The organism is Tolypothrix bouteillei VB521301 (assembly GCF_000760695.4).
GTDB lineage: Bacteria > Cyanobacteriota > Cyanobacteriia > Cyanobacteriales > Nostocaceae > Scytonema > Scytonema bouteillei_A.
Genome location: NZ_JHEG04000001.1, coordinates 2,084,381 through 2,104,919, shown reverse-complemented (window position 1 = coordinate 2,104,919; position 20,539 = coordinate 2,084,381). Strand labels below are relative to the sequence as shown.

Annotated in this window: 16 protein-coding genes; 5 read left to right on the top strand and 11 right to left on the bottom strand. The window is 43.0% G+C overall.

Annotated elements, in window-relative coordinates:
• Positions 1 to 143: 143 nt before the first annotated feature.
• The 9 genes from HC643_RS41280 to ndhL form a co-directional block, all read right to left on the bottom strand.
• The gene (locus tag HC643_RS41280) at positions 144 to 3,530 is read right to left on the bottom strand and encodes an SdrD B-like domain-containing protein (protein ID WP_237266066.1); all 3,387 of its coding nucleotides are present in this window, start codon (positions 3,528 to 3,530) and stop codon (positions 144 to 146) included.
• Positions 3,412 to 5,742 carry an OmpA family protein gene (locus HC643_RS08440; RefSeq protein WP_038088236.1) on the bottom strand — a complete coding sequence of 777 codons (2,331 nt, stop codon included), beginning with the start codon at positions 5,740 to 5,742 and terminating at the stop codon, positions 3,412 to 3,414. The genes HC643_RS41280 and HC643_RS08440 overlap by 119 nt, the downstream gene beginning before the upstream one ends.
• 7 nt (positions 5,743 to 5,749) lie before the next feature.
• Positions 5,750 to 9,637 (bottom strand): hypothetical protein, encoded by a 3,888-nt coding sequence (locus HC643_RS08435; protein ID WP_237265857.1) that lies wholly within the window; start codon positions 9,635 to 9,637, stop codon positions 5,750 to 5,752.
• Complete coding sequence (locus HC643_RS08430; RefSeq protein WP_038072447.1) at positions 9,634 to 10,563, bottom strand: DUF7507 domain-containing protein; 930 nt, start codon at positions 10,561 to 10,563, stop codon at positions 9,634 to 9,636. Before HC643_RS08430 ends, HC643_RS08435 begins: the two co-directional genes overlap by 4 nt.
• Before the next feature lie 254 nt (positions 10,564 to 10,817).
• A complete protein-coding gene (locus HC643_RS08425) occupies positions 10,818 to 11,033 on the bottom strand; it encodes a hypothetical protein (RefSeq protein WP_137986456.1) in 216 nt (71 codons plus the stop codon).
• Between the two features lie 883 nt (positions 11,034 to 11,916).
• Positions 11,917 to 12,564 (bottom strand): coiled-coil domain-containing protein, encoded by a 648-nt coding sequence (locus HC643_RS08420; RefSeq protein WP_038072445.1) that lies wholly within the window; start codon positions 12,562 to 12,564, stop codon positions 11,917 to 11,919.
• Positions 12,565 to 12,808: 244 nt separating this feature from the next.
• The gene (gene trpA / locus HC643_RS08415) at positions 12,809 to 13,609 is read right to left on the bottom strand and encodes a tryptophan synthase subunit alpha (protein ID WP_038072443.1); all 801 of its coding nucleotides are present in this window, start codon (positions 13,607 to 13,609) and stop codon (positions 12,809 to 12,811) included.
• A gap of 77 nt (positions 13,610 to 13,686) precedes the next feature.
• Entirely contained in the window at positions 13,687 to 13,998 is a 312-nt protein-coding gene (locus HC643_RS08410) for a DUF3007 family protein (RefSeq protein WP_038072441.1), read from the bottom strand.
• Between the two features lie 103 nt (positions 13,999 to 14,101).
• Positions 14,102 to 14,314 carry an NAD(P)H-quinone oxidoreductase subunit L gene (gene ndhL / locus HC643_RS08405; RefSeq protein ID WP_050046274.1) on the bottom strand — a complete coding sequence of 71 codons (213 nt, stop codon included), beginning with the start codon at positions 14,312 to 14,314 and terminating at the stop codon, positions 14,102 to 14,104.
• Between the two features lie 29 nt (positions 14,315 to 14,343).
• Between ndhL and HC643_RS08400 the strand changes: the two genes are divergently transcribed.
• Both HC643_RS08400 and HC643_RS08395 read left to right on the top strand, forming a co-directional pair.
• Positions 14,344 to 14,634, top strand: a complete 291-nt coding sequence (locus tag HC643_RS08400) for a hypothetical protein (protein ID WP_137986457.1) — start codon at positions 14,344 to 14,346, stop codon at positions 14,632 to 14,634.
• Positions 14,635 to 15,284: 650 nt separating this feature from the next.
• Positions 15,285 to 16,604: a hypothetical protein gene (locus HC643_RS08395; RefSeq protein WP_038072437.1), complete on the top strand. Its 1,320-nt coding sequence runs from the start codon at positions 15,285 to 15,287 to the stop codon at positions 16,602 to 16,604.
• Between the two features lie 8 nt (positions 16,605 to 16,612).
• Here HC643_RS08395 and HC643_RS08390 read toward each other — a convergent pair whose 3' ends face one another.
• A complete protein-coding gene (locus tag HC643_RS08390; protein WP_038072435.1) occupies positions 16,613 to 17,524 on the bottom strand; it encodes a lysylphosphatidylglycerol synthase domain-containing protein in 912 nt (303 codons plus the stop codon).
• Positions 17,525 to 17,706: 182 nt separating this feature from the next.
• On the opposite strand from HC643_RS08390, the gene HC643_RS08385 reads away from it, so the two are divergent.
• The 3 genes from HC643_RS08385 (at position 17,707) to HC643_RS08375 (ending at position 19,180) form a co-directional block, all read left to right on the top strand.
• Positions 17,707 to 17,913, top strand: a complete 207-nt coding sequence (locus HC643_RS08385; RefSeq protein ID WP_038072433.1) for a hypothetical protein — start codon at positions 17,707 to 17,709, stop codon at positions 17,911 to 17,913.
• Positions 17,914 to 17,953: 40 nt separating this feature from the next.
• Entirely contained in the window at positions 17,954 to 18,493 is a 540-nt protein-coding gene (locus HC643_RS08380) for a DUF6658 family protein (RefSeq protein ID WP_038072451.1), read from the top strand.
• 93 nt (positions 18,494 to 18,586) lie between these two features.
• On the top strand, positions 18,587 to 19,180 hold the full coding sequence (locus HC643_RS08375; RefSeq protein ID WP_038072431.1) for a hypothetical protein: 594 nt from the start codon (positions 18,587 to 18,589) through the stop codon (positions 19,178 to 19,180).
• A 57-nt stretch (positions 19,181 to 19,237) separates the two neighbouring features.
• Here the strand turns inward: HC643_RS08375 and larC are convergent, their stop codons facing one another.
• The gene (gene larC / locus HC643_RS08370; RefSeq protein WP_038072430.1) at positions 19,238 to 20,491 is read right to left on the bottom strand and encodes a nickel pincer cofactor biosynthesis protein LarC; all 1,254 of its coding nucleotides are present in this window, start codon (positions 20,489 to 20,491) and stop codon (positions 19,238 to 19,240) included.
• Positions 20,492 to 20,539 lie beyond the last annotated feature (48 nt).

The following is a 20,539-nucleotide window of genomic DNA, read 5'->3' as shown; positions in this document are numbered from 1 at the left end:
CAAAAACAAGAATAATAATAACTTGGTTTGGTGAGTTGTTAGTGGTTAATTGTCTCCTCGTTCTCAGCCTCTGGCTGGGAAGGAGAAGACTACTAGCTTGGAAGCGAAGGCTACTGACTAGCAACCACTAACGACTCACTGAGTTAATCAACTCTGACACGGAAACGAATGTAAGCTGGATTGCCACTGGAATCCCCAAAAGTGCCAAAGTTAACAATCACTGCACCCCTGCTATTTGTCTGACTCAAGCAGGCGTTGTTTGCAGGCAAAGGTGCTAAAGGCGAGAAAAATGTACCTTGGTCTGCACCAGTACCACTACCAACAACGTTAATAGTACCGTTACTGTAACTTGTTCCTTCTGGAATTAAATCGCAGAATCTGACATCGTTTGTATTTTGGGCAAGGAAGTAGATTGTATATTCGACTTCATCACCACTTTGTAAAGCAGTTTGAAGGTCGCGAATACCGAGTACTGGTTGTAACTGATTGATATTATTGTCATCATCACCAGGACCGTCATCAAAGGTATTGAAATTGCCACCGATGGACTGATTGTTTCTCAAGACGTTGGTAATTCTCTTGACCAAGCGTAAATTGGGTTCACCAGCACCTACAGCAGAAGCAGCGAAACCAAAGTCTACCGTGTCAAGATTTTGACCTGCACTCAAGGTAACTGTTTCTGGTGGAACTAATGTGGGGGTGAAGTCTGCCGGGCGATCGCTCACAGTCACTCTATAATTGCCTGCAGGAAGATTGGGGAACAGGTATCTACCATTTTGATCGGTCGTTGTCGAACGATTGATATCGTCGGCTGTACCAAATTGACCGTCAGGTCCGGCACCGGTCAAAGTAACGGTAGCGCCACTAATTCCCCTTTCTCCGGAATCTTGGCTGTTACTGCGGTTTGTGTCAATAAAGACAGTATCACCAATGGAACCAAGTTGCTGTTGTGTAAAACCAAAATCTGCCGTGTCAAGATTTTGACCTGAGGCTAGAGCGATGGTAGTGGGTGGTGTTTGAACCGGGTTAGCACCTGTGGGTGGGTTGGAGACTGCAACTCTGTAGTTTCCGGCAGTTAAATTGGGAAAGCTGTATCTGCCATTATTATCGGTTGTTGCAGTACGGCTGATGTCATCCGATGTGCCAAATTGACCATCGGGTCCTGCACCTGTCAAGACAACAGTAATACCGCTGATTCCAGGTTCTCCTGAATCTTGAACGCCGTTACCATTAGTATCCGTATATACAGTATCACCTATCGTTCCTAGAGCCTGCTGTGTAAAGCCAAAATCTGCTGTATCAAAATTCTGACTGGCTCCTAAGGTAATAGTGGTTGGTGGAGTTTGAGTGGGGTTGAAACCATTTGGTGGATTGGTAACAGTCACTCTGTAGTTTCCTGGAGGTAAACTGGTGAAACTGTAGTTACCATTGCCATCGGTAGTTGTGGTACGGTTAATGTCGTCAGACGTACCAAATTGACCGTCGGGTCCTGCACCTAACAAACTAATGTTGCGACCGCTAATACCTGATTCTCCTGGATCTTGAACGCCATTGGCATTAGTATCAGTGTATACGCTATCTCCAACAGTACCTTGTGCTAACTGAGTAAAGCCAAAATCAACGGTGTTGATAGTTTGACCTGCTGATAGGTTAACGGCGTTAGGTTGAGTGAGTGTTGGGTTGAAACCTGTAGGTGGGTTGTTAACAGTAACTCTATAAGTACCTGCGGGTAAGTTGGTAAAACTGTAGTTACCGTTGTTGTTGGTCGTTGTGGTTTGAGAAGTGTCGTCAGATGTACCAAGCTGTCCGTCAGCGCCTGCTCCCGTGAGAACGAGGGTTATGTTAGCAATTCCCGGTTCTCCTGGGTCTTGGACGTTGTTTCCATTGAGATCGTTAAACACTGTATCCCCTATTGTCCCGGTCGAGCTTGGTCGGAAACCAAAATCAACGGTGTTGATGGTTTGACCTGCTGCTAGAGTGACGGCATTAGGCTGAGTTAGGGTGGGGGTAAAACCTGTTGGAGGGGTGGTAACAGCGACTCGATAAGTCCCTGCGGGTAAACTCGTAAAACTATAGTTACCGTTGTTATTAGTTGTTGTCGTTTGGGTAGTATCGTCTGCTGTACCAAATTGACCGTCGGACCCAGCACCTGTTAAAGTGAGGGGAACGTTAGCAATACCGACTTCGCCAGTATCTTGAACGTTGTTACCGTTTGTATCATTAAACACAGTGTCTCCAATTGTCCCACTTCCTCCTTGCCGGAATCCAAAGTCAACGGTGTCGATCGTTTGACCGGCTGCTAGAGTGACGGCATTGGGCTGAGTTAGGGTGGGGGTAAAACCTGTTGGAGAGGTGGTAACAGCAACTCGATAACTACCTGCGGGTAAGCTGGTGAAGCTGTAGTTACCGCTGCTATTGGTTGTTGTCGTTCTGGTAATATCGTCTGCTGTACCAAATTGACCGTCAGACCCAGCACCCGTTAAAGTGAGGGGAACGTTAGCAATACCGACTTCGCCAGCATCTTGAACGTTGTTACCGTTAGCATCGTTAAAAACAGTATCGCCAATTGTACCCGTTCCCGTTGGCACGCAAATTTGCAATCTTGCAAGACCGATGGTTTCATCTTGTAAGGGGTTACCAAATTCTGTACCTGGTTGATAGGTTATTTGAATTCGAGTGACCGGATTGGCGATCGCAACTGAGACGTTACCAAAGGATTCTGCCGGGAAAGCATTCTCAATAATACCTTCCGCAAGGTTGCCAGTTACTCTCACGTATTGACCGGGGGATACCAGGCTGACTCCAACAGAATCGTTACCGTTGAACGCGCTAACCGTAACTCTATCTTGGTATATGAATGGTGTACCGTTAATAGTGTCACGCGCACCCGAACGGTCAACGTCCAAAAGGGTGAGAGCGGACGCTAGCGAGATTGGTTCTGAAAAGTTAATCGTGAGCGTTGCACTACTGCCTACGGGTGCTGGTCCGTCAAAAGGCGAGTTTGGATTGGTACTTTGAAGACCTATATTAAATCTTAGATTTGGTCCGGCGATGCCACCGTAGACATCATTGCTAATTAATGTTTCCTCTGGATCGATAACCTGACCGGGACTGCTTTCAGTGAAACTAATAGTGGCATTAACACCACCAACAGTCAGGTTTTGACTGGTAATTCCTGCCAAGTTGTCAGCAGTATTCCAGTTTAGTGTTTGTGCTGTTGTACCCGTCGGACAACTGGTTGCTTGTTGTGCTAACACCTTTCCACCACCCGAAATGTTTCCCAGGAAGGGAACTTGTGGCACTGTGAAAAGCAATGTCAGCAGTGTTTGCTTGAATGTCAAAAAACGGGGTGCTTTTTTATCAATCTTATTAAATTCAGGAGTCACAGCAAATTCCCTATTGACTTTTGAACTACCTTCTGCCTCGTCGCCGTTCGATTTGTAAATCTTGCTCTTGATCTTCAATGATGAGGTCGATACCTCTAACATCAGTGAAGATAATTTCGACTCGGCGATCGCGGGCGTAATCAACAACACCCGTACCACCAGGAACTTTCCTTCGACTTTCACCAAAGGAACGGATGGTCATCCTTTCTGGTTGAATGCCCTTGCGTAATAAATAATTTCTTACAGATAATGCTCGCCGTCTTCCCAGGGCTTGGTTGTAAGCATCGCTGGCTCGGGGATCTGTGTGACCCTGTAATTCAATGACGATGAAAGGATATTGTTGCAGAACTTCTGCCACGCGATCGAGAACTGCAGCACTCTCTTGACTAATAAAAGATTTGTCAAGTGCAAAGTGAACGTTTCTCGGGACTTGTATCCGTATTGGTTCTGGTGGTGTTTCTGGTGGCGGTTCTGGTTGTGGTGGTGGTTCTGGCGGTACGGGGCGTGTTGTACACTGCGGGGGTTGAATTCTCTGGGTTTTTGCGTCTGGAGTTGGGTTGGTAGAAATTGCTCTCGTCCCAATAAATGCAGCAACGGCAGGTTCGGACGTTCCGTATTTGGGGTTGGTGGCGATCGCGCTTACAATCTCCCCATTTTGTAAATTTTCTATCGCAATACTAAACTTGCCTTTTTCGTCAACTTGTGCATTTCCTAAAGGTTCTCTTAAAGCTCCATAACCGGGTTCGTAGAGTGCTTCTTTACCTGTTTGATAATCGCTCAAACGATAAATTGTGACTTCCGAACCGGGGTCAGCTTTTCCTTGTAAAGTGACGCTATTACCAGTAGGTACAAACGTCCTTGTAGCAAATTCTGGAGCGTTAATCGCAGCATTCCCCGTATCCAATCGCCGATTGGAGGAATTGCGGCGGGGATTTGGACCGTCACCTCTTTGAAAATCGCTGACATCCAAATTTCCTTGGGTATTGAGGTCAATGCTCAACCCTTCTAACGCAGCAAATTTGTTATTTTGAATGATATTGCCCTGAGTATTGGGGAAAGCCGAAACTACAACACCGGGTCCGGTTTGATAATCAATTTCGTTACCCGTTACCTGATGGTTGCTACCCATCAAATAAACTGCTGCACGTCGCAAACGCCTGCCATTATAGGTGATGCGGTTATTCTGAATTTGAACATCCCCTTCTGGTTTAAATAAATACACTCCAGCACCATCGTTAGCACAAATCAAATTGCCAACAATCTTGGATTTATTCACTACACCTTCAAATCGCAAAGCATCTGGCATGCCAGCCAGCCCGTTACCCACAATAATATTTTCAGTGACTACCGTATTTTCACCACGTACTGAAGTGATAATAGCACTTCCTTCATGGTAATAAATTCGGTTGCGTCGAATGGTTGCCCCTTGAGAGTTAAAAACATAAACTCCAAAAGCTGAGGTTGACTCTGGTAATTTTTCATCTAGAGTCAATCCCAACCAGTTGTTTTCAATGACAACGTTTTTTGGAGGAACATTTTTTTCATAAAACGGAAAATCATCATTTGGGGGTTGCTGTTGGCTGGTATTTGGGGGTGGGAGAGGATGGGAAATGACTATATCCCCTGGTGGCGTGGTGAGAGTGGCTGGTTTGGGTTTGCCATCATATATCAGTAAATTGCCCAGTTGTTGTTTAATTGGGCTAGCTGTAAAACCGTAAAGGTTTAAACCCCGAATTGTGATGCCATCAGCCACTACTGTTAAACCGCGAAAAATTTCGCGTTCTGGTGCGGGAGAAATTGCTACCACAGGAATTGGAATTGCAATTTCAGCAGTAGCCGAACCAGAAGCATCGTATCCGGGCTGAGTGGTGCCATCTATAACCAATCCCGCAGCAGCTAGATCGGGCAATTGTTTCTGTAACTGGATGGCAGTAGCACCCGCAGGAAGATTAAATTCAATGCGAGAACCACCATCAGTTGCTGGTTGGATTTGTGCTTTTTCTGCACTGCTCAATCGCTCGGTAGAAAGCGTCCCGTTAGCCAATTCAATAGCTTCTCGTAAAGTTAGCTGGTCATCAGCTTTAATATCACCATCTTGATTGCTGTTCACAACAATCCTTAGAGATGGGGAAGCAAGGGACAAGGGAGAAGGTTCTACCTTGTCCCCCTTGTCTACCTTGTCTCCTCCTTGTCCGAATGCAACACCTGAAGGGAAAAGACAAAGGGCGATCGGTAATAATAAAACTAACGGAGTGTAGGGAGTAGGGAAATATTGTCGTGTTATTCTTTCCCATTCCCTCTTCCTTATGCCCCATTCTCTATTCCCCAATCGAAGATAAATTTTGCTCTTGAACATTACTCACTCACTCCTCTCCACCACTGAACCTGCGAAAAGCCGATCGCTTTCTGAGGGAATTAATTAGCTTGATTGTGGACTTTTGTAACTCCGTGTTTTGCGGAACTGCTAGTGCTTGAACTTGTTTCAAACGCTCAATGAGTATACTTTGAGGGGTTTGCAACTGGTTTGCAGGAGCAGTTCTTGCTTGGGTTTGTTTCAAACGTTGAATGAGTTTGCTTTGAGAGTTTTGCAATCCGTTTGCAGGTTGTCTGCTAGCTGTAGGAATTTCCGACTCTCTCTGTTGCTTGGGTACGGGCTTTTGCAATCCAAAACCACCCAAAAGTTCATTCAGTTTGAGGCTGATATTGACGTAGAAACCTCCTTCAGAGCGGTAACCACTAAAATCACGGTCATAGTCCACACTGCCAAAGCTATAACCCACACCTAAGCGCAGATCGGGTGTTAAGTAATACCCACCTTCTACGGCAACACCAAACTGATTATAATCCGAACCACTATCAAAGTCTTGTCCTATCCAGCGTCCTTCCACAGCTAAATCGGTTCGGTAACCCATTCTATAAGTGGCTCTAAGTTGTGCCAATTGGGTGTTGCTATCGTTACTTTGGTTGTTTCCAAGATCGCCGCTAGTTGCCAGACGAAAAGCATACTTACCATAAAATTCCCATCGCCAGTTCGGGGCGTATATCCCTTCACCTGAGAGTACGTGAGCGTTTGAGTTTCTATCGGTGTTAAATTCAGGGATTGAACCGTAGTTTTGACGCCACTCATACTTCAGCAATCCGTTGAATTTATCACTGTTGGGATCTCGGTAAGCCAAACCAAATCTGAGGTTGATAGCATCTCCCAAGTCATCGACTCTGCCAACAAATCCAGAGGAACTAGAGGGAAGATACACGGGAATATTTGCCCCACCTGCTTGTTGGAAGCGAACTAGGGCTGTGAGGGCGGGTGAAAGTTTACCTGCAGCTGCAGCTGTGATGACGAGGTTATCGTCATCATCGCCATCGCGATACTCAAACTTGGCACCCGCTTTAAAGTTAGGATTATCGCTGTAGTCCAATCCAACGCTGTAAACACTACCAGCAAACAGTCCCAGTGAAGCCGTGTTGGAACCTACCACAGAGGTTTGGAATAGACCATCTGCAGCATTACTATTAAAAATGTTCTTAAAGACGTATTGGTAACCCAAACTCAATTTCAAGCCGGGAGCGATGCGAGCACCGTGATTGATTCCTACCGCTCCTTGACCCTGTAAGCCGTTGAATCCAGATAAAACAGAGTACTGCCCGCTTAAAATTGTATCGTCAGAAAATTTATGCTCGACAATCGTATCTAATGAGGTAATGGAGTTACCGCGTAATACGCTGCTGTCATCATAAAACTGGTGAGCTAGCCGGAACGTAACTCCTGGGTAAGCCTTCCAGTCTAATGCCAGGGTTGTTCTGTTGGGATAGAGTGGGTCACTATCGCCCAAATTCAATTCATTTTGCGCTTGGAAGGTCAGGGCTTGAGTAAGTGGAAGTTTGAGCCGAGATACCAACTGGCTGGCATCTCCTTCAAATTGATCGCTCACGCGGTCTTCACGGGAACGGTTGACATATTCCAAACTCAAATCGGCGAGCCGACCAACAAAGTTAAATTTTTGTAAAATTCCAGCGCGGATAGTTTGCAGTTCGTTGTTCACTCTAGACCCAGCACTGGCTGCGGGTGGTTCTGGATTGAATACATCAAAAAATGGTGTAGCACCAGAGGAACGTCCAAAGTTTTCTTCGTAGTCGTATGCGGCTGTCAGGAAGGTGGTATTGGTGACTCTTGCTAAAAGAGAGCCTCCATAGCGTGTTTGTCCTGCGGTGTAGCTATAGGTGGCGTTGTTGGAGAAACCTTCATCAGAAGAACGATAATAGGCTCTTGCGTTCAGGCGATCGCCAATATTGCCAATAGCCTCCAATCTATAAGCGTTACCCGTTCCATCGTCTCCATTGAGGAGGCTACCGCTAGAGCGTGCAAATTCTCCTACAATCTGACTGCCATTTCCTAAAGAGAGAAGGAAATCTGCTCCATACAGTTCAAAGTCTTGACCATCTTGGTATTCTCGCAAATAGCTACCACCCAGGAAAGTTTTCCTGTCTGTCTCCTGAGAAATGTTGAATTGTACCCGTCCTCCAACAAGAGTAGACCGTTCCTCTCCTTCGTCCGGTTGGTAGGAGATAACGAGGCGACGCACTAAAGTGGGACCAAAGGGCTGTGTGGCTACGGAGAGAACTGATTTGTAAAGCTTAACGGTTCCTCGGTTATAGTCAATTTCGTAATCGCGACCGCGAAATAATTGTTTGCGGTCTAAGACTGTACCGGGACGGTTGATCTCTTCTTCTTCTAAATAAACGCTTTCACTACCGGGAACTAGCAAGCGCCGTGACAAGAAGTAGTCCCCACTTGTACCGTCAGGAACGATAATATCTCTGGTGTAGCCTTCAATGTTGTTAGCGTATAAGCCGGTTATTTGAACCGGACCAAAGCTGTAGTTACCCTTAAAGCCGTGTAGTTGACGGTTTGTAGCTGTGTACAGTTGGGAGACTCTTGCAAATTCCTCAGTATTGTAGTCTCCCCACATGGCGTAATCAGGCTCAGCTCCTGTTACGGGGCTACTGCGCTCAAAGCGAAGGTAAACACTGTCTATTGAGGGTGCTGTAGAGGTGACAGTAGAACTGTCACCGTAGACGGGATATTGTTGTTCGCATTGCTGGTCGGGTTTGCCAAATAACCGCACATTGCCTTCGCAGTCTTCATTGAGAGGGCGATCGCTGTTATACGCACCTGTAAACAACCACTCTCCGACTTTACCTGTAGCAAAGACGGCTGCATCTAAATCAACCTCAGTTCCTTCATCCAAATCCTCTGGAACAAATTCGCGAAAACTTCCCCAGTAATTTGTACCGCGAGCACCTATCCGTAAATTTACTACCCCTGTTACTAGTGAAGGGCGCAGGTATGTTGTAAACTCTACCTGCGTATAAGCTTCTATTGGGGTATCTTTAAATTGCTGAACAAGCGAATTGTCTGTTTGTTGGGGAAATGGAGTATCGTTTGAAACACCTCTTTGTCCGTAAAAGGGTGAATCTTTTACGATATCTCTATCTCTTCGGAAGGGATTTTGTGTCCTAATACTTTCTACCGCCGCTCGGACGCGAACTTGTTGGGGTTTAATATCAGATTGCAAAGTGGCGGTAAATTCTCCACCGCGTGCTATTACCTGAAACCCGCCTTGGTCTTTATCTTGGTCAGCACCAATAAATTTCCCCGCACTCGATGTCAGGGTGACCACTATATCCTCACGGATAATTTGACCGCTTTCATCGGTAATCTGTCCGGTGAATCTAATAGTAGAACGTCCATCCGCTTGGACTCGCGGATCTCCAACAGGTACGATTTCAATTTTTATCCGGTCACCAATTACCTCTGAAGGAATGGGGGGTGGCGAGTTGGGAGTGGAGGAGTTGGGTGAAGGAGTGGGGGATTGGGAGAGGGGGGGAGTGGAGGAGTTGGGTGAAGGAGTGGGGGATTGGGAGAGGGGGGGAGTGGAGGAGGGGGAGTTGGGAGTTGGGAGTTGAGAATATTCAGAAAGTTCTTTATTCCCGATGCCTTGAATTTCCACTTCGTAGGGGTTTTGAGTTCCCCATTCTCTATTCTCGGGCACGCTGGCTGCTTCAGCACTGGAAAATATAGCCTCGCCTGCGAAGCAAGGGAAAACGACTGCCACAAAAGCACTCCAGATACCTAGACTCCCTTTACTAGCTAGGGTTGAAGGTAACATCAAAAATGCTAGCTTTTGGCTTTTCCAATCTCTAATGCCAAATTTGTTGGTAACTTTAACTTCAAGCTTTCTTGTTTTCATCGCTTATCCTCTGAAAACGCAGGCGTAACACCAAAATTCACTCTTACCATACTGTTAGGCGCTAGCTTGACTAGGCGTGACTGACTGTTCCTTTCAATGAAGTACGTATTGGGTGCCAAGCCATAACCCGGTAAGCTTGTCAAGTCTAGTGTTGCTGTTCGATGTCCTGGAATGACATTGGCTAGGGAGAACAGCCCTTTGGCATCAGTGACGATCCGATTGCCATCATCCATGTAAATTACGGCATTAGGAACTCCTGGTTCGTTTGGTTGCTGTTCGCCATCAAAATTTTTATCGACAAAAACTCGTCCAATTAAGGTGCCACAATCTGAGACTATTCCGGGTCTGATTCTCAGTAGGTGGCTCGCTTGATTGCTAGTCAAGTTTCCAGATCGTGCTTGTGCCAAGTTTCTGCCGGTACCTTGAATAGCATCCGGTGTGACTTCAACGGCATAGCGGATATTTAAGGTTTGATTGGGCTGTAGTGCAGTTGCGGAGGTGATTGTGATTGTGCGATTTGAAGTCGTGTTAGCAGTCAAAGGAACTCGCGTACTTCCTATAGAACCTTGCAGTGTGTTGGAAACAAATTGCAGTCCTACAGGGAGTCTGTCTACGATCGTTAAATTTGATAGAGATGCTGTACCTGTATTTCTCACAGCAAGACTGTAAACGACGTTGTCTCCCGGTTCAGCCGCTGCGCGATCGCCTGTTTTTAGTATCTGTAAAGCACCTTGACCTGCTCTAAACGTGACTGAATTGGACGATCTTGTTTCTGTAATATTGCTTGCACCAGAACCAGCAGTATTTGTGATTACTCCGGTTGGCGTCTGAGCCACCGACGGCAGGAAACTGTAAGCAAAAATACTTAATACAGGAAACGTAAAAAAGAGGCTTTTATGCCTCAAGCATGAGGATATAAAAGTCATTGCTCAACCAATAGCAAAGGTTTTTCTTTCGTTTAGGCTTCTATAGAACCACCTAATTTTTTCTGTCAATCCTAAACTCTCTTAATGCGTCAAATTGTTACTCTTGAAAATCCTGTCAGGGATAAAAACATTGATTTTCAATTTGAAGGAAGTTTGAGTTTCAACACTGAAAAATATACGCATATCTCAAAACTAGGATTGAATCACAAATATTAAGCTTCTGCTTGTACAAGGAAAACATTGCAGAGCACTTTCTAAAAGCGAGATCTTGCAGTTACTACAGTGCTTCCAGTACAGTGAGCAAGCAACAATCGAGAAGCAAGCATTGCACGCAAATAGTTTCTCGTGAATACACAACGGTGTTTTGCTGAAAGCACCTTTCTGCTGTTAATGAAAGGCATATACTCCACTTGTGGTAGAGCAATGGGTGGGATATTGACCTGCTTTATATACCATTGTGTTTTTTTCATTTTTATGTTACAAAATGTTTATTTTTTTACTGCCAGAGTATAATAGAGAGGGTTTACCTGCGTTTGCACACAGATTTTTTGCCTGACAGTACGCAGCAGATGAACACCATTGACGATCCGGTTGGGATACAAATATGCAGACATGACAAACACACTTCAGCTTATTCATCGCATGAAAATCACGAAAAACTGCATGGCTTGCTTGTGCTGCATCCCCAGATTTCAATGACTTGCTCCAATGGTTTTCAACAAAACTGAACTCAAAAACACGAGTTGTTATTTTATCAGTGAACTGGTAATAGGGAAAGCCCAAGCTATATCCAATCCACTAATTTAAGAATCATCGGATTTGGCATTGCACAAATACGTTTTAGGAGAATAATACAGTAAACTGTAAACGATGCACCAGCTTGCTTTACCGAATCTTTATTTTTGACTAGGTCTTAGGTAACAGTATTATCATCTAGAAGTATCTCACAAACAATTAGATAGATAACAATTTATCCGGAAATTTATGTAGAAAAATTATTTTTCGAGGGAGTTTAAAGGATCTTTAGTATGCATTCGCTGTTTTTTTACATAAAGAAAGCTTCCCGAGCAAAAGTTGGGAGGTGTCAGGGAATATGTCAATTCTTGGAGAAAATTGAGTACAGATGTCCTAAGTCTGAAGGATTTTGTGCCCATCTTCTGCTAGGGTCTGAAAAGAAATCAACTGCGATCGCTAACTTCTGAGACAGTTTATACTTGACAAATAAATAGTTTATCTAACGGAAATTTAGAGCGCAGTCAGCAATCTTGCGCCCGAATATTTATGATATATTAATTTTTCCGCTCCTAGCTTGAGCGTTAAACGGGGTGGCTCAACGTTACTAATGCCTCACGACTAATATGTATCATCGTAATCGTGTGTTTCAACTCTTCTGACATCGCTGCGAGGAGGTAAAAACTCCGGACGACGTACAGGCGCAAGTGGTGGCGTTGGACCATTATAAGGATGAATAACTTGTACGGTACGGGCGGGACGGGGCTTTTGCGAGAACAAAGCGTTTATCCCAGCGACGACAACACCACCGCCAACAGTTAAAGCCATACCACCGACAGCCCAAACAATACCTGATGACCACCAAGGATTTTGTGATTGCTGCAATGCTGCTTGCTGTGCTGCTTGAGCTTGATTTTGTTGCTGAGCGCTCCACTGAGCCAGGGTATTTTGAATTTGTCCCTGAAGTTGTTGGTTTTGTTGTTTGAGGTCTGCGTTTTCCTTCTGGAGTTGAGCGGTTTCCATCTTCATCCGTTCCATCTGTACCCGCAGCTCCTCAGTATTGGGGTTTAGCGGTGCTGGATTGGGATACGCTTGACTGGGATACGTAGCAGGCGGAGCCATAACTGCAGGTGGTGCTACTACAGTTGTTGGCATCTGTGGAGTAACAGTGAAACCGGACTGAATGGGACTTGCTGAGCCTTTGAGTAGCAAAAGAGCTGCTAACCCAGCTACAGCAACTCCGCCGATAAATGCCATACTCTCACTCATCGCCCTCTCCCTTAATTTGCAACGAAACTACTACGGTCGTTGACTGACGCTCTCTCACACTCATAAGATATGTATCCTACTGAATTTCACATACAGCCTTTACCCTATTTTGCTGTATTATTTCGTTTTTGACCGCTACATACGCGCTTTTTATATTCAAGACGATATCTGTTAAATTGTCTACCAACGAAGGTGAAAAAAAGCTAGCATTTTTTACATGGAAAAATTCAGTAAGTATCCTTACTTAAGATGTAGTAATTGCTGTCTTGAGACTTTGACAAAACTCGGAAATAGCAATGAGTCCTTGCTGTGGTGTTCCTTCTGCCAAACGCTTGACAAAAGCACTACCAACTATAACTGCATCAGATCCCCACTCTTTCACTTGTTTGGCTTGTTCTGGATGCGAAATGCCGAAACCTACACCGATGGGTTTGCCGGTAACATTACGAATCTGCTGTAGTAAATCTGAGACTCGGGTTTCCATTTGCGATCGCATTCCCGTCACCCCGGTCACACTGACTAAATAAATAAATCCTTGGGAAGAGCGAGCAATTGCTTCTATACGTTCGGAGGAACTTGTTGGAGCAACCAACAAAATAACATCAATCCCCATCTCAGAAGCTATTTTGAGTAAGCCAGATGACTCTTCCAAAGGTAAATCCGGTACAACCAATCCTGCAACCCCAGCTGCTGCTATATCTTTAAAAAACTTTTCAATTCCACGATTTAGAATTGGATTGTAATAAGTAAATAAAATAATAGGGGCTTGCAAACTGGAAGTTACATTTTGTAACATTTCTAGGACTTTATCCAAAGTTATGCTTTGCTGTAAAGCGCGAGTCGCTGCGGCTTGAATAATTGGTCCATCAGCCAGAGGATCGGAGTAAGGAACACCCAGTTCAATAATGTCTGCTCCATTGCGATCCAAAATTCGCAGTGCTTCTGCTGTTGTTTCCAAATTCGGATCTCCAGCTGTGATAAATGGAATCAGAGCGCACTGGGATTGACTTGCAAGATTTTCAAAGAGATTGGAAATAGCTGTCATTGGCGATCGGTCATGGGTCTGTTGTCCTTTGACACTATACCTAAAGACAAAGGACAAATAACAAAGGAAGAACAAATTTACACTTGAGATTGTTCTTCTTGTTCGATTTCAGCTTGAATTTTGGCTAATTCTTCAGGAGACAGTTCTTCCAATCGCTTTTTGAAAAAGGCGTCTTCGTACTGTTGGCGTTGTGTGTGGTAGGTCATTTTTTGACCCACCGCACGGAACAAATAGGTTAGCAACCAGACAATCAATCCCACAAAGAGTACGGCTTGAGTCCAAATTCCAGCTTGTGCGCCATCTATACCAGCCACCTGTAGTGACAGATATATCAAGCCACCTAATAGAAAAATGCCAAAACCTATTCCAATAGCGTCAATGCGTCGCATGAGAAGTATTAAGGATGAAGTATATAAGGATGAAGGATGAAAAAAGTTCCAGTACAGTATACGTCCGGATTTCATACTCGATCCTTATATACTTTATCCTTTCTTAAACTTCTATTTGTCGCCGTTGGGGGCGATAGTTGATAACAGGCGACAGAAGCAGTAGACCTGGGAAGAACAAAAATACTAGAAAGTACATGAAAGCACGTTCCACAGAGCTAGCTACGTACCACCGAAATTTTAAATACAGCAGGACAGCTGCTGGTACGACGAGTAAATAAGCTCCTGCCAAAACTAAATACAGTAGCGCTACAACCATAATTCTTAGCTCTCGGTGAAAAAGACCTATTGGTGCATCTGTTTTCCATCATAGGGAATGAGGGACAAGGGGGACAAGGGGGACAGGGAAGCCATGATAAGTTATCGCTCATTTCCAAATTGCCCATTGCCAATCCCCAATATTTTTTTCCTTATGATTGGACAAATGGCAAAATTAGTGGTGGAATATATAAAGAACAAAAAAACATCAGTCAAAAACTGATTTCTTTTGCTATAATCGTCCAAGTGCTGATTGAGGTGAGTAAAAATCAACCTAGCCAGCAAAACCTGGATTCATCTGGGGGTGTGGCGGAATGGTAGACGCTACGGACTTAGAAAACTGAGCCTTGATAGAGAAATCTTTCAAGTGACTGCTCTCAAACTCAGGGAAACCTAAATCTGTGATCTGTTTACAGACATGGCAATCCTGAGCCAAGCCAAGGTAGTTATCGGTCATTTTTGACTTGTCCTTCGGTTAGCGATTGATAACAAAGGACAAACAATAAATGACAAGTGACTAACTCGGAAGGTGCAGAGGCCCGACGGGAGCTACCCTAACGTTAAGTCGAGGGTAAAGGGAGGGTCCAATTCTCAAAACTTTACAACTTTGTGGATAGTGTAAAGCAGTAGCGAAAGCTGCAGGAGAATGAAAATCCGTTGACCGTAAAAGGTCGTGTGGGTTCAAGTCCCTCCACCCCCATTTAAAAATTAGATCTTGGAAAGTTGGAAAAGATAGTCAATACTATCTAGTCCTCATATATCTGTAGGTAAAGTGTAATTTCATACGAGTACTTAAGTAGTTTTTTATAGATTTTGATAAATTTTGATATAAGTAAGTCTGTAATTTTAAGGTTTGATAAAACTTCGTTTAAAGAAATACTGAACTTTTCAAGAAGCGATTGATACTGTTTGTAGGTCAAGTTAAGCTGATAAGAATATGTATTGGGTATTCTTTGGTCTTGAAAAATACCATGACCGCTAACAGCTTAACGGGTAGTCAGAGCAATAAATATACTTTTGACTCTGAGAACAAACGACTGGATTTAGAGATTGCACAAGAAAGGATATATAACTATTTTATTGGAATTGTCAAAACCTGGGAACCTGAAGATGTTTTGCAAGAATTTAAGCGTGTATTCTTAGGATTTTTTGGGGCGGGTAATTCTGATTCAACAGCAGGAATTTATGAAATCTTTTCTAAGAATGAAGAACAGGAGTTCATTCATACACTTAAGCGCTGCTGCTATATTCTGATTAATAACTGGGAAAGCAACAGAAGACATAAGTATGTTCAAGAATTAGTGAATTTACTGTCTGGCTATAAAGATTTTAAGCCTACTAAATATATAAAAAATAGTTTTTATATTCAGTGGATAGAAAATTTTCTTGAGAGTGAAGAATATCATCAGCTTCAATTCTTTGCCTTGAAAAATATTGACGAACAATCTCAAAGAAATTGGATTAATCGTTACTCTTCTTATCTGCTAGTCGCTCAATCTTTGGATATTAACAATTCCAAGGAACAACAAGAAGCGGCTATAAAGTTATCCAGACATTTGAAAGACAAATTTAAGTTTGAATTGGCAATGTATATTGCTCGTTCTCAATCTTCTACATCAAGCACCAGTCGATACAAAAATCCCAGTATTTTAGGAGATAACGTTCTCCGTTTAATTAAAGCGATTGTTGTTAAGAAAGGTACGTTTAGTTATGAAAATATTGCCAATATCTTTATTCAGCAAACTCAAAATCAAACATTAGAAGAATTTAAGGAGAATTTGCAAAAGTATTTGATTTTTTCAGTTCAACAACAGGATTTTATTGAAACTTTAAAAACGCAATTGTCAGAAAAGCTATATCCTTGGAAAGCCGAGCAACATACAGAAATAATTAACAAGGATTTAGTGTTAAGAACTTGTAATAAAGTCATTGACCATTTAATAACTGAAAATGGTAAAGAACCTTCATCATTATTTATTTTACTATTATCTCAAGGTCATCCTCTGACATTGGTTATTGTATTGCTAAAAATTATTTTAATTTCTAAAAATTCGCGTATTCATTTGGAAAGCCGCATAGCTTACTTGATCCGCTACTACAATAATTATCCAGAAGATGAATGCCAGTGGTTGATCAATTTTATTGAAATGTTTAATATTACTTTTGCAATTTATGCAGAAAATGTTGAGTATAATTTGATTAAGATAAAAGAAGATGAACCGCTTGCCGAACCACAGGTGAATCTTGATGATTACCATGTTTTTTCTCAGCTAAAGAACAAAACCGTTTAACCGATCGATTACAACGAAAAACGTTTATCAAGCCATGCTAAAGTAGCTCCTACAGTTTCAGCAAAAATACTAATAAGGCGATAAAGACCAACAGCACTAATGACTAAAGAGGGTGGAAAATGAGACTGTAAGAGTGCGATCGCAGTGGCTTCAAATACTCCCAAGCCACCAGGCGCACCCGGAATAATAAACCCTAACAACCAAGAAAAGCTAAAAGCTCCCAACAACAAAGGTATATGATTCCAATATAAAGGGCTTAGAGCAAAAAGAGTTAAAACAAAACCAAAAGCACGCAAAACGACAAAACCCAGTTCTCCTAACAAAGGTCGCCACGGGTAATGCTGAAGAGTGGGAGTTGAGGTTGGAGTAGAATCTGACTTTTTGACCTTCAAGCGTTGTACGATGGCAATTCCAAAGTTTAAAAACTTCGGATGAAGTACGCAAAGAACTCCCAGCAAGCAAAAAAGTTGTATTATGTGCAAGTAGAGGGTCGATTCGCTAACTATAGATTGACTGGTAAGCAAAAAAATAATTAAAGCAGCCGCAGCCATGAGCAGTGGTTCTAACAAAACACTGAGAGTTGCAATTTCTACAGAGATACTAGCATTTTTGGCTGCGAGGATTCGTCCATAGTAATGCCAAACATTACCCGGTATATATTTAGCGATATTTGTTTTTAAGTAGACTTGAACAAATTCAGAAGAACGTATAGGTTGATTTAAATCTTGAAGAACCCAAGCCCAAATCCAACCTGCCCAAATGTGTGCCAGTAATGTTATACCTGTTGCAATCGCTAGAATTGCCCAACCCAAAGCATCAATATTAACAGCCGCAACCCCTTGCCAATTATCCTTAAGGGCTTTTGCTAAAAAAAATAAAGTTCCACCCAAAATTACCCAGCGTAAAATCCGCTTTATCATTTTAGTAATTAGTAAATTAACTGATAGTTTTGATAATTATACAAATACTTTGACGTGGGTTAACTCCCTAGATTTCTTAAAAAAGGCGGGGATCTTGTAACGTTGTTTACATAAATTCATAACTAAAGATTCTGTATCGCTATCGAAGCGAAGCCTTTTATATGTAAAAGAAATTCTAGAAAATGACAATAGCTTATATCCTTCTTAAGTTAGAGAAGAAGAGCAAAGCAGCGTTAAAAGAAATGAGACCTTTGCTAGAGGAAAGAATTGCCATTTTCTCTGTAATCTTAGTACCTGTTGGTCAAATATTGCAAATCTTAGGCAAGCAACAACAAAGCGAAAACGAAAAGTTCCTTCATAGAAAAATTTTGAGTGAAGGAATTTTCTGAAGTCCTATTGTTACTTGTTGGAGGTTACAAGGAGGAATTGGTGAACCGTTTAACAGCTTTTTTAAACAAACTGCGGCTGCGCCAGATTTTAACTGTATTTTTGGCTGGTCTATTGTTGATAGTAAGCACTGCTTGCAGTAATGCAGACGTTCAAGGTGCGAATCCAAAAAACCCCGCCGTACAAGCTGGTGGTGCAAACAACCCTTATAAAGGTGGTGGGGATAAATATACGAATTCAAAGATGTCCAAATCTGGGCTAGACCAATCGAGCTTACAGCTAAAGTCACCATCAATAGTCGCAACAGCTGTTAATAAGGAAGTCAAACTTTATCCTGGTGCTGAAACACCAGAAGGTAGAGCTTATAAAGAAGCAGAATTGCCTATCAAATCTGCTAAAGACTTTCAACAGCCCGAACCAGGTGGTTTAATTCAGCGTGAGTCGAGCGTTGTAGAACGCGCTAAAGACAGACTTGATACTGTTGGAAAAGCATTCCAAGATGCCTCAGGATTCATCAACGACAAAGCAGATGAAGCATCTCAGAGACCGGAATTGCAAAAGAATCCAGCAGTCGGTAAGTAGTCGATAGTGAATTGCAAACAGTCAATGACTGCATTGCTAACCGCTTTCTGACGGAAGTTTAAATTAAGTACACTCATTGCAAGGAGTAGCACTATGAGAAGAGTAGTTGCTGTGTTGAAAAATTTGCGTCCCCTGAAAGTTTTAACAGCTTTTGTTGCAAGTGCAATCCTGTTCTTAACACAGGCTTGTGATTCTGCAGTTGCAACAACACCTAATCAAAGCAGGGAAATACCTCATCAAATCGTGGGAGAACAGTCTGCAAGACCTAATTCCAATGTATACGTACCCAAGGGAGAGAATCAGCTATCTCCCTATGAGGGCGGAATGAATAACTTTAGCGATGTAGACCCCAGAAATCAATCAGCTAACGTGAAAGCTAGAGCTGAATATCTCAAAGAGAATGCTGAGCGCAACGTCATTGACGAATCCAGCAACGTAGGAGAAGTTGGTCGTCGCATTCTTGGTAAAAAGAATGAGAATGCCAAAGATTTTGGTGACACCCTAAGAGAAGGTGGTGAAAGAACAGCAGATAAAGCTCAAAAAACCACCAGTGATTTTATCAAGGGAACCCAAAGAGGCATTGAGAACATCAAAGAAAATACTGGCAATGCGGCTAGCGATTTGGGTAGAAATACTCGGAATAAAGCTGCAGAAGCAGGTAATGCTATCAGAGATGCTGTTGACTAAACAGTGATTCGCGATCGCTCTCCATAACCAGTAGAGATGCGTTGTTATAACGTGTCTCTACTGGTTTTTATGCTGAACATACCACTGGTTTAATGCCAGTCGGTGAATTTCCCGCCAGGAAATATTGTTCTTTCTTGCTAATTCTGCACAGTCTTCGTATTCCGGTTGTACGTTAGAAATGGCTTTATCTTTTTCCTGACCCGTCCATGCGACTTTAACACGTACCGTACCATATTCAATCTCTATTGGTTGAATTTCTCTTGAGAGAATGGCACGTTGTTGAGTAGAACGGCGAATTCCTAGAGTCGTAGTTTCACGAAACAAAATTGTTTCACAGTTAGATAAATTCTCGGGATGGCAAATAACAGTTAGCAAAATTCCCGTCCGGGATTTTTTCATGCCAATGGGTTGGGTAAAAACATCCACTGCACCAGCTGCAAACAAGGTGTCAAATAAGTAGCCGATCGCTTGCGGGTTCAAGTCATCTATTTGGGTTTCCAAAATTGCGATCGTTTCTAAACTTGGACTGTGGGAAACATCTGCTTCACCGATCCACAAGCGTAAAATATTTGGTATTGGTAAATTTATAGAACCTGCTCCCAATCCTACTTGTTTGATGGTCATTGGGGGTGGCGAGCCAAAGTTGACTGCAAGGGTTGTGACAATTGCAGCTCCAGTTGGTGTCACCAATTCCCGTTCAATGCCGTTGCTATACACCGGACAACCGCGCATTTCCCACAATTTCAAGACGGCTGGTACTGGCACTGCCATCTGACCGTGTGCTGCTTTGACAGTTCCTCCACCGACTGGTTGGGGCGAACAGTATAGTAAGGGCAATTCTTTCTCATTGCTTTCAATTAAAAGCCAATCTAGTCCCAAACAAGTGCCAACAATATCTACAATTGCATCTATTGCACCTACTTCGTGAAAATGAACGTTTTCGGGAGGAACACCATGCACTAATCCTTCGGCTACCGCCAATTGTTGAAATACGGCCAAACTCCATGCTTTGGCACGTGATGGTAACTCAGCCTTTAAAATCATCTCGCGGATTTCAGGTAAGTGGCGTCCGTGATGGTGGCTGTGTTGGGAGTCATGGTGATGGTGCTTTGTTAAGTTCACATGAACTTTCGTAGCCTGTTGACCGTTGCGAAGGACTAGTTCTGCCTCGATCTGGTACTCACCCTCAATTCCTAACTTGTTTAAGTTTTCAGTTAAGTACTCTAAAGGAACGCCCAGGCTCACCAAACTGCCCAAGCACATATCACCTGAAATACCCGTTGGGCACTGAAAATAAGCAATTTTAGTCATTAGTTTAGTAGTTAGTTGTTAGTTGTTAGTCTTTGGTGGTTAATAGTA

What these genes read in the sequence shown, in the direction of transcription:
- HC643_RS08440 (WP_038088236.1), bottom strand. Translation starts at nt 5,742, where the DNA reads ATGTTCAAGAGCAAAATTTATCTTCGATTGGGGAATAGAGAATGGGGC.
- HC643_RS08435 (WP_237265857.1), bottom strand. Translation starts at nt 9,637, where the DNA reads ATGAAAACAAGAAAGCTTGAAGTTAAAGTTACCAACAAATTTGGCATT.
- HC643_RS08430 (WP_038072447.1), bottom strand. Translation starts at nt 10,563, where the DNA reads ATGACTTTTATATCCTCATGCTTGAGGCATAAAAGCCTCTTTTTTACG.
- HC643_RS08425 (WP_137986456.1), bottom strand. Translation starts at nt 11,033, where the DNA reads ATGAAAAAAACACAATGGTATATAAAGCAGGTCAATATCCCACCCATT.
- HC643_RS08420 (WP_038072445.1), bottom strand. Translation starts at nt 12,564, where the DNA reads ATGAGTGAGAGTATGGCATTTATCGGCGGAGTTGCTGTAGCTGGGTTA.
- trpA (WP_038072443.1), bottom strand. Translation starts at nt 13,609, where the DNA reads ATGACAGCTATTTCCAATCTCTTTGAAAATCTTGCAAGTCAATCCCAG.
- HC643_RS08410 (WP_038072441.1), bottom strand. Translation starts at nt 13,998, where the DNA reads ATGCGACGCATTGACGCTATTGGAATAGGTTTTGGCATTTTTCTATTA.
- ndhL (WP_050046274.1), bottom strand. Translation starts at nt 14,314, where the DNA reads ATGGTTGTAGCGCTACTGTATTTAGTTTTGGCAGGAGCTTATTTACTC.
- HC643_RS08395 (WP_038072437.1), top strand. Translation starts at nt 15,285, where the DNA reads ATGACCGCTAACAGCTTAACGGGTAGTCAGAGCAATAAATATACTTTT.
- HC643_RS08390 (WP_038072435.1), bottom strand. Translation starts at nt 17,524, where the DNA reads ATGATAAAGCGGATTTTACGCTGGGTAATTTTGGGTGGAACTTTATTT.
- HC643_RS08385 (WP_038072433.1), top strand. Translation starts at nt 17,707, where the DNA reads ATGACAATAGCTTATATCCTTCTTAAGTTAGAGAAGAAGAGCAAAGCA.
- HC643_RS08375 (WP_038072431.1), top strand. Translation starts at nt 18,587, where the DNA reads ATGAGAAGAGTAGTTGCTGTGTTGAAAAATTTGCGTCCCCTGAAAGTT.
- larC (WP_038072430.1), bottom strand. Translation starts at nt 20,491, where the DNA reads ATGACTAAAATTGCTTATTTTCAGTGCCCAACGGGTATTTCAGGTGAT.